Below are 9,591 nucleotides of genomic sequence, written 5' to 3' on the forward strand. Positions count from 1 at the left end.
TAATATTGCACTGGTATTTGAAGGCTCAGAGCTAACTTATGATGAACTGAATCAACGCGCCAATCAGCTGGCTCATCATATTCGTAGCCAGTATCAAGAGTTGCATCAAACCTCACTAAAACCCGACACCTTAATTGCGCTGTACTTGGACCGCAGTTTGGAGATGGTGATTAGTATTCTCGCGGTGCTAAAGGCGGGCGGCGCTTATGTGCCAATCGCACCTGAATATCCGCAGGCGCGCACCACTTTTATGCTAGAAGACACCGCTGCGCCCTTTATTATCACTCAAGCACATTATGAAGCGCAGTTGAGCGAATGGCTCAGAGCCAGTGAGCTAGATTGTACTGTCATTCCTGTAAATGGCGAAAGGACGAATAATGATAGTGTGAATGAGAATAGCTTAGCAGCATATCCATCCGATAACCTTTTCTCAATTAATCGGTCCTCAGATTTAGCCTATGTGATTTATACCTCAGGGACAACGGGGCAGCCGAAAGGGGTGATGATTGAGCATACTTGTGTTATCAATTATCTCTGTTCACTTATTGAAAAATTACCATCATCATTAGGAAAGACAGATTTCTCTACCAATTATTGCTTCGACTTATCCGTTACTACGTCTTTATGTCCAGTTCTGAACGGAGGTTCAATTTACATTTACCCTGAAAATACACTTGATATCCAAGCCTATGAAAAACATTTGAATATACATAAAATCAATACCATTAAAATGACGCCAAGCATGGCGACTACACTGTTATCGGGGTCTTCTGCAAAAGTTGAACAACTCATCTTAGGTGGAGAAAAATTACAACCCCATCATGCCACTCAGCTAACTCACATAGCATGCGATGTTATAGATGAATTTGGGCCGACGGAAACGACAGTGGGAGCACTTTTTTCAAGGTATGATGTTGATAAGGATGAAGGAATAGGCAAACCCTATGCCAATACACGGTTATTTGTCTTCGATGCAATGACCAGACTGGTCCCCATAGGCAGCTCCGGTGAATTGTATATTGGTGGGGTGGGCCTTGCCCGTGGTTATCTAAACCGCCCCGAGTTAACGATTGAACGCTTCATCGACAATCCCTTTTCCAGTGAAAAAGATATTGCTAATGGTGGTACCCGCCTGTATAAAACCGGCGATTTAGTCAGGTATTTATCGGATGGCGATTTAGAGTATTTAGGCCGTAACGATGAACAAGTTAAAATCCGTGGTCATCGTATCGAATTAGGTGAAATAAAAACGGCATTAGAAAGGTTAGGCGGCATAAAGCAAGCCGTAGTACTTGATTATAAGTCGATGCAGCATCATTTCCTTGCCGCTTATATTGTGCCCGATTTTTCTATTGATTCGATTTATTTTAACAATGATCGACGGTCATTATCGCGTCACCTCGCAGAAACCGAATTAACATTAGATATTGAAGGGATCAAGCAAGGCTTAGCGGCGAGTTTACCTGAGTATATGATCCCGACAAGTGTCACAGTGATTGAGGCCGTGCCGTTAACTCTTAACGGTAAATTGGATAAAAGAGCCCTACCCGATCCGATGTTGATTGATGTAACCAATTACTCGCCGCCTAGAAATGATATTGAGCAACAGCTGTGTCAAATTTGGCAAGCAGTTCTCGGGCTGGAAAAAGTGGGTATTTGGGATGATTTTTTTCATATTGGCGGTGATTCGATTAAAGCAATTAGCTTAGTCACTGAGATGAGTATGAGGGCAAGTTTTGATGTGAGCTTAGTGACGTTATTTTCTTACCCGAAGATTTCGAGTTTGTGTGCGTTTAGTGGACAAAGAAAGCAAGCTGCATCGTTACTTTATACTTTAACACCCGCTTCTCAAGCGAAAGAACAGCTGATAATGATCCACCCTGGGACAGCAGGCGCTGAGGTGTATCATTATTTGGGATTAGCATTGGCACCGCGATTTAATTGTATTGGGATCGATAATCACAATCTAATGTCAGACACTAAAATTGGTTCATTGAAAATTATCGCACTAATGTATCTTGATTTGATTATTGAAGCTAAGCTGCATCATCGGCCGATCAATATTTTGGGCTGGTCATTGGGGGGGAATATTGCACTCGAGATGGCTTACCAATTGGAATTACGCGGTTATACCGATGTGCAGGTCTATTTATTGGATACGGTTATTCATAATGATGCAACGAGAGCGGTTTTAGATAAGTTGGATGAGGATATTCATTCGGATCCGGTACAAATGGCGATGGGTAGAGATGTAACGAAGGAATATTTAGAGCGGGTACTAGAAGCCGCGCCTTTTGAAAACGATATACATCAAGAAAGGCTAAGCGGCTCACTTAACCATTCTAGAGTGACACTTTTTAAGGCCGAAGAGATGATGTGCAATGAGAAAGATCATGAGGCTCAAATTGAATTTGATGAATTAATCAATCAATTAGCCGACAACAACATTCAAACTGTGATGGATAATCCGCTTAAGATAGTACCGATAAAAGATAAGCATCATATCAACATCATTGAGGCCGTTGAGACGATAAGTGCGAATATTGTTAATCGTTCTTCGTAAATATTCTTTAATAGCGTGTGAGATTAAAAACTCAGTAGCCACTTTATAGTGTAGCTACTGAGTTTTTTGTTATTGCTTCTCATTTTATTATTGATAAGTGAGAAGGTCAGTGTGTAGATAAATTATAAAATCAGTTAGAAGATAAAATTCACCATAAAGGTCACGAGGTTGGCATCTTTTTTCTCTGAATACAGCTCTGGCGGGAGAACAAATAAGCCTTGAGAAAAGGGCTCATTCGAGGTGATATTTTCATATTGATATTCTAAGTTCACCGATATTGTGGGAGTAATATCGTAACGTACACCGGGGGTAATACTCTGGCTTGGGATGGCTTGATGCCCTTCAGCATAAGTCACATACGTGGTGAAATCATTTATATTATAGGCGGTGCTCACATACCAATTGGTTTGGGTACTATCGGTTTCGACCTCAGACATAAATTGAAATTGCTTCCATGACAGCTCATAGCCGAAGGAATGTAGGTTGAGTGTGGTGGTGGTATCGCCCCCATTAACGTTATATTTTGAGCGCATATAAGCATAGTGGAATCGATAATCATACCCGGATAAATCCATGGCTAGGCCGATGAGTAAATCGGTTTCGATATCAACTTTGATGTCGGTAATTTCGATAGAGTAAGTGCGATTACTGCCATAAAAAGGGTTAACACTGAGGCTGAGTTCATCAGATAGATCGCGCTTCCAAGTGATATCGCCGCCATCGTAAAAGGTAATACCAGCGATACTGTCATACACTTCTTGTGGCGGTCGACTCCAGTAATAAGCCTGAGATACATAATAGTATTGAGAGGCTAAAAACAGCGGCAGTCTTAATCGGCCGCCTCTTACGGTTAAATCACTAATATCATAAGATAAATAAGCCCATTCAACTTCGGGATCACTCCATTCATCTTGAGGGCGTTTAACCCATTGTAGTGACGCGGCTAAGTCATCTGTGATGTCATAATCGAGCTGAATGCCAAAAATGGTATCGCAGTCATAGCAAGTGTCATCGGTTATTTCTCGATTGAGATATAATGGCGTTTTGTTATCTGATTTTGCTATTGAGGTCGAACCAAAGCCACTTAAATTGAAATCGGGGGTAATTTCAATGGCGGCCAGTGCTGGCGTTGATGTCAGAGTCAAGGCGATGATAGAAGAGATTATGTGTTTAGGAAAGTTCATCCGTTACTGTCCTTTTTCTATAGTAATCAATATATTTGCATCTTCTGGAACCAGAGGACTTGGTGCATAGCCGATCCCGTGCGTATTTTCTTTTAGCCAACTCACTAATTCATCGACATTGTCGCCATCTATTATATGAGGTAAAGAGGCTTTGCCAGAAAATGCAAGACTCGCCCAATAGCCATTCACTTGGGATACGGTTTTTCCGAGTAATATTTTATAGAATTCTTCTTTATAACGGGAATTATTTTCCCAATCAGCTAATTCTATTTTCTTATTATTGAGTTTGTCCGTTTTTCCTTTATAAATCATCCTGACTTTACTATTACTTATTTTAGGTAAATCAGGATTCATTGAGAAAACGGCAAACTTTGTATCTTCAGCATAGGCGAAAGTACTAATAAAGGTAAACCAAAGTAATAGTAAAGTTTGAGGGGGTGAGGTGAGCATTGATGGTTTTTTTTTATTCATCTGAGTATATTCTAATCCCTTAAAATTATTATATCTTCAAGGTAGTGTACATTTAATGAAAAGACAAAAAAATTATAATAAATAAATACGTATAAACAACTTTTGTTATCATCGTATTCTGAAAGGTAAAATATGGGGATGCTTTGAATTAACGGATAATGATAATGAATCAAAAATAAGAAAAGTAGTTTTTATGTGATATATCCAAACCAGTTGAAGGGGGCAACTGGTTTGAGATTATTATGCCAGCATTGTCATACCTGCATCGATGATATTAATATCTGCGGATGCGAGTGAAGCTTCATGATCGGCTAATACCACTCCAGTTGTGTCAATTTTAGCTTCGGCATTATCGAGTCTTGTTGTGACTTGATTCATGTCTGTGGTTTTCTGTTGAATATCGACTTCTGTTTGAGTTACTCTTAAGGCTGTTGAACGAACATCATTGGCAATGAGACGGACGTCATTAGTGACACTGGTTACGGCATTAGTGACTAAGTTGAGTTTAGATGTACTCGCCAATAAGCTACTTTGTAGAACCGCCATTTCTTCAGCCGCGAGTTTTACTTTTTGCGCTGTTATGTCATTTTTAATGGTAGTCGCTTTGGTGCTACTTTCTCCTAAAGCGACTTTACTGACGGCATACTTATTAAGGAGTAAATCAACAGAGTTTTTACTGGCAATGGTGAGATCGAATTTTGCGCCAATGGTTACGCCAACAGCACCCGCCATTTTCATATTGGTATAAGCGCCTAAGGTTGTCGAAATCGATGAGCCTAATGTAAATGAGAACGAACTTGTGGCGACAAGCTTATAGCCAGTAAACCAATTGAGACTCTTAGAGCTGTTTACTTTTCCTGAAGGGTCATTGATATTAATATCATTGCTTGAGTTTGTTGTCGTGTCAGTCGTTGTACTAGTGGTTGTACTAGTGGTTGTACTAGTGGTTGTATCCAGAGTTGTTTCGGCCATAGACTCACCTATTTATTCGTTTTAAGTTCTTTGTTTTAATCTTCGGAAGAACCTTTTTGTTATCTAGAGTGTTTAAGTATTGTTAGTTTTATAGTAATACTATCAGGTGGATATAATTCATTATCATCTACACCATTAATAACAGGTATGATGATTTAAGCAACATTTTTCTGTTAACATTAACATTAGTTAATGTTTTTTGTGTATGTCTTATTGTTTTGTTTAAGGGGGATGAGATATCTGATTTTGATGCTCTTTAACTCTTTAACTCTTTAACTCTTTAACTCTTTAACTCTTTATTCGTAGTTGTTACAACTTGATTCATTGTTCCTTTTTTGTTCTTTTTTTGTTCATATATTGATTTTTGTGTTTGCATTCAGTTTGATTGTTTTTTAATTTATCCGTGGGTAAAATTAAAAATCAATAAGTTACCTTTTATTAATTTTTATTGTGCTGAATTATATTGAACTCTTGATATGATATGTTTTCCGTAATATATATTTGAATAAATTGGCGTTAAATTAAACTCGAGTGACTCTTTTTATTAGTTGAATAGCATTATTCAGGATTGATGGGTTTCTTATGAAAAAAGGTAAAGTGCTCATTTTCAGCGTAGGGATACTTTCTTTATTCTACTCTTACGTGTTGTCCTTGTCATTAACACCTGAAGTATCAGTATCTTATTTGGAGTATTACATTAAAAATAGTACCATGTTTTATGTTCAAGATGTGCCTGATTTACTTATGCCTATGGATGTAACACTTTCAACTAAAGAATTAAAGCCTTACTTTAGCCGTGATGGTTGGAGTAAAAAGTCGGTTAAATCAGGACGGGCATTACTGTTAGATAAAGGGAAATTGTTATTTAATTTAAGGGAGGTAAATAATATAACAACGTTTAGTTTTTACTTTTTTCCAACGAATAAAAATATAAAGTTAGTTTTCTCTATTGCAGGAGAGCGCTTTGAAAAGTTATTGGTAGTCGATAACGTTAAACCTGTCACTATACACATACCTAAGAAATTAATTAATGATAATCCTGATGCCGTGAATACATTAATGATTAGTGCATCCTCGTCAGTTTCACTTAATAGTCTAACCGTTAAGGATCCGAAATAATGAGTAGTTGTAATTTAACAATTGTTGTTCCTGTCTATAATGAACAAGAGAATATTTCGGTATTTATTGAAGCGATAAAAGTTGAGCTGGCATCAATATATCAACATCTAGATATCCTTTTTGTAAATGATGGCAGTACTGATAATACCGTTAATATGATCAGCGCTGAAATAGTGGTAAATGACAATATTAGTTTAATTGATTTAGCTCGAAACTTTGGCAAAGAAGCGGCAATGACGGCGGGTTTGAAACATGCAAGAGGAGATGCCGTTGTCATTATGGATGTCGATTTACAAGATCCCCCTGCTATTATCTTAGAATTTTTCCGTCTGTGGCGTACAGGAGAGTACGATACTGTTTATGGGGTTCGGGTTGATAGAAGTGCTGATACGGTAATGAAGCGCTGTACTGCGGGTGGTTTTTATAAATTGTTTAATATGTTATCACATAGGACTAAGTTACCGGAAAACACGGGAGATTTTAGATTAATTAATCGTAAGGTTATTGATGCACTCAATCAAATGCCAGAAAGAAACCGTTTTATGAAAGGCATGTTTGCCTGGACTGCTTTTCGTGCGATAGGGGTTCCATTTGAACGGCCTGAGCGAAATTTAGGCTGTACTAAGTTTAATTATTGGAGTTTATGGAATTTTGCATTAGATGGTATTTTGAGTTTTACGAGTTGGCCATTACGAGTATGGAGTTATATTGGATTTGGTATTTCTTTTTTTGCTTTTCTTTATGCCTCTCATATTTTAATTGATACTTTATTTCTAGGTATTAAGGTGCCCGGTTATGCTTCTATTATGTCTGTCATTTTGTTTTTAGGGGGCGTACAACTCATTTCTTTAGGCGTCATAGGGGAGTACATAGGCAGGATTTTCACTGAAATAAAACAAAGGCCTATTTATTTAATTGATAAAGTGACGGGGCAATATCAGCGTCAAGATACACCCAATGAATAGTGCAATGAAAACGGCAGCCTCCCATTTTTGGCAACTCAATCGTTTTGCACTTGTGGGTGTTTTGGCAACCATAGTGCACTTGTCTGTTTCACGTTTAGTTTTTTTTTATCAAGCAAACTTTCCTGAGTTCGGGGTTAACGCCATTGCTTTTTCCATTGCTTTTTTTGTTTCTTTCTGGGGGCATAAACATTTTACTTTTCAAGTTAATGGTTCAATGATGAAGTTTTTAGGCGTCTCTCTTTTAGGCTTTGTCGTTAATAACATATTGTTATTTTATATTATTAATGCAGGGTTTCTTACGGGTTGGAATGCCATATTGCTTTCGACACTTTCAGTCCCTATTTTGACTTATTTCTTATCAAAGTTATGGGTGTTTAGATGATAGATGAAGTGAGTACTCCTAAGGGAGTACGGTTATCCAAAGCTGATTGGAAAATGATTATATTCGTTTTTTTATTAAGTCGATTGTTTATCTATTTTATTGGATTGGTGGCCAGTAGGATCTATGGCGGAGATAACACTGTTCTAGCGGCCTTTTGTCGATTTGATTGTGTTTGGTATCAGCGGATAATGCAGTTTGGTTATGATTTAGCTCCCCAATGGTTATCTGACCACAATGCTGCAAACTGGGCTTTTATGCCAGTTTATCCCTTGCTTGCGAAAGGGGTGAATATATTTTTTAACTCACCGATATTGTCTCTTTATCTTATCAGTAACGTCTCTTTTTTCATGGCGTTGACCTTAATATTAATGCTTTCTCGCCAAATGGGGTTTGCTAAAAAAGGTTATTTTCCTTTATGGTTATTAGCCTTCTCTCCTTATTCTGTCTATTTTGTGAGTGGTTACACTGAATCGCTCTTCTTGGCGCTGACATTAGCGGTGTTTTTATTGAGTTATCGGCAGCAGTGGCTATACGTTGCCGTATTTGGGTTATTACTTGCGGGTACTCGAAATTTAGGGGTTATGAGTGTTTTCCCTGTGTTAATCATTGCCGTTAGGCATTACGGATTACGGTCTTTTTTTAAAACCAATAAAGGCCTTGAGGTCATCGCTGCGTTGTGGATTATTCCTTTCATTTTGTTTAGCTATATGCTTTATCTCTATTTTTTGGTGGGTGATGGTTTTGCCTTTACTCATATCCAAATAGCTTGGACGCGTCATATTGATTCACCGGTCCATTGGTTGGCAAAAGGTTTATCTGATGGTGGGAAGGGCTTGTACCTAGTTGGTATGGTTACCTTTGGATGGTTGATTAATCTCTATTTAGTTTATAGAAGGCTTTGGGCTGAAGCTGTTTTTGTCTTTATTTGCACTTTTATTCCTCTTTTAACGGGGATCACAGCCATGCCTCGTTATTTATTTGGACTCGCGCCTGTCTATATTGCCTTTATTGCACTGTCTGATAAGAAACCAAACTTACAAACGGCACTGTTAGTACTCTCATCAGCTTGTCTCAGTTTTATTGTTACAGGTTTTGTTATGAGTAAGTTTTTCACGGTTTGATTCTCGTATGTGATAGAGATATTAAACAACTGATTTTCATGCTCAAGTGTTAATTAACCTGAACTCGGGGTGATAAATATCCTATAACCTTAGCCGAACATTGTAATACCCGCATCGATAATATTAACCCCTGCTGACTCGAGAGATGCTTCATGATCGGCTAATACAACATTAATTTTAGCTTCAGCTTCAGCATTATCTAGCCTTGCTGTTACAGCATTAATCTCTATCGCTTTCTGTTGAATATCGGCTTTTGTCTGGGGGACTGTTAAGACTTTTGAGCGAACATCATTGGCAATCAGCTTAACGTCATTAGTGACATTGGTTACAGCATTTGTGACTAGGTTGAGTTTGGAAGTGCTAGCCAATAAACTACTTTGTAGAAATGCTATTTATTCAGCAGCAAGTTTTGCTTTTTGTAAAATGATATCATTCTTTATGGTGGTTGCTTTGGTGCTATGTGCGCCAAAAAAGGTATGCTCTAGTTTATAGTCCCAAGCCGATAAATCAATTGTTGTTTTATTTAAAATAGCCAAATCAAATTTGAGACCAATATTGATGGCTGTCGTTATACCCAGTTCATATCGATTATTATTTCCTACAACAATAGCCGTATCAGAACCATAAATGTAACTATATTTAGAATTACCCATGATTTTTAGGCCAGTATGGGCGTTAATATTGTCGAAGGCTGAAATCGTTCCATCCTAGATCTCAGCAATAAGCGACACACGTTTACCTGTTAAAAACTCATAAGGACTGAGAAAGTTTAACGCCTTTCTTGGCCTCATGTTAATTAAAAATTCAGCATTGG

10 protein-coding genes and 1 pseudogene are annotated in these 9,591 nt (G+C 37.9%); 5 read left to right on the forward strand and 6 right to left on the reverse strand.

Features of this window, described 5'->3' with window-relative positions; all coding sequences use genetic code 11:
* The coding region (locus L2764_RS23970; protein WP_248942894.1) for a non-ribosomal peptide synthetase at positions 1–2,563 on the forward strand (2,563 nt) is incomplete at its 5' end.
* A gap of 134 nt (positions 2,564–2,697) precedes the next feature.
* Here the strand turns inward: L2764_RS23970 and L2764_RS23975 are convergent.
* The 3 genes from L2764_RS23975 to L2764_RS23985 all read right to left on the reverse strand — a co-directional run bounded on the left by L2764_RS23975 (position 2,698) and on the right by L2764_RS23985 (position 5,190).
* Entirely contained in the window at positions 2,698–3,747 is a 1,050-nt protein-coding gene (locus L2764_RS23975) for a porin family protein (RefSeq protein ID WP_248942895.1), read from the reverse strand.
* 3 nt (positions 3,748–3,750) lie between these two features.
* A complete protein-coding gene (locus L2764_RS23980; RefSeq protein WP_248942896.1) occupies positions 3,751–4,218 on the reverse strand; it encodes a hypothetical protein in 468 nt (155 codons plus the stop codon).
* Between the two features lie 240 nt (positions 4,219–4,458).
* Positions 4,459–5,190 carry a hypothetical protein gene (locus L2764_RS23985; RefSeq protein ID WP_248942897.1) on the reverse strand — a complete coding sequence of 244 codons (732 nt, stop codon included), beginning with the start codon at positions 5,188–5,190 and terminating at the stop codon, positions 4,459–4,461.
* A 582-nt stretch (positions 5,191–5,772) separates the two neighbouring features.
* Here L2764_RS23985 and L2764_RS23990 point away from each other — a divergent pair.
* Genes L2764_RS23990 through L2764_RS24005 form a run of 4 tightly spaced genes read left to right on the forward strand, consistent with a single transcriptional unit; the run spans position 5,773 to position 8,777 of the window.
* Positions 5,773–6,309: a hypothetical protein gene (locus tag L2764_RS23990; protein ID WP_248942898.1), complete on the forward strand. Its 537-nt coding sequence runs from the start codon at positions 5,773–5,775 to the stop codon at positions 6,307–6,309.
* Complete coding sequence (locus L2764_RS23995) at positions 6,309–7,274, forward strand: glycosyltransferase family 2 protein (RefSeq protein WP_248942899.1); 966 nt, start codon at positions 6,309–6,311, stop codon at positions 7,272–7,274. The genes L2764_RS23990 and L2764_RS23995 overlap by 1 nt, the downstream gene beginning before the upstream one ends.
* Positions 7,267–7,656: a GtrA family protein gene (locus tag L2764_RS24000; RefSeq protein ID WP_248942900.1), complete on the forward strand. Its 390-nt coding sequence runs from the start codon at positions 7,267–7,269 to the stop codon at positions 7,654–7,656. Before L2764_RS23995 ends, L2764_RS24000 begins: the two co-directional genes overlap by 8 nt.
* Positions 7,653–8,777 carry a glycosyltransferase family protein gene (locus L2764_RS24005; RefSeq protein WP_248942901.1) on the forward strand — a complete coding sequence of 375 codons (1,125 nt, stop codon included), beginning with the start codon at positions 7,653–7,655 and terminating at the stop codon, positions 8,775–8,777. Before L2764_RS24000 ends, L2764_RS24005 begins: the two co-directional genes overlap by 4 nt.
* Before the next feature lie 89 nt (positions 8,778–8,866).
* On the opposite strand, the gene L2764_RS24010 is transcribed toward L2764_RS24005, so the two are convergent.
* The 3 genes and pseudogenes from L2764_RS24010 to L2764_RS24020 form a co-directional block, all read right to left on the reverse strand.
* Positions 8,867–9,145: a hypothetical protein gene (locus L2764_RS24010; protein ID WP_248942902.1), complete on the reverse strand. Its 279-nt coding sequence runs from the start codon at positions 9,143–9,145 to the stop codon at positions 8,867–8,869.
* A 24-nt stretch (positions 9,146–9,169) separates the two neighbouring features.
* A complete protein-coding gene (locus L2764_RS24015) occupies positions 9,170–9,430 on the reverse strand; it encodes a hypothetical protein (protein WP_248942903.1) in 261 nt (86 codons plus the stop codon).
* Positions 9,431–9,484: 54 nt separating this feature from the next.
* A pseudogene (locus L2764_RS24020) lies at positions 9,485–9,591 on the reverse strand (IS30-like element ISVsa7 family transposase); the annotation flags it as partial.

Source organism: Shewanella surugensis, assembly GCF_023284005.1.
Lineage (GTDB): Bacteria > Pseudomonadota > Gammaproteobacteria > Enterobacterales > Shewanellaceae > Shewanella > Shewanella surugensis.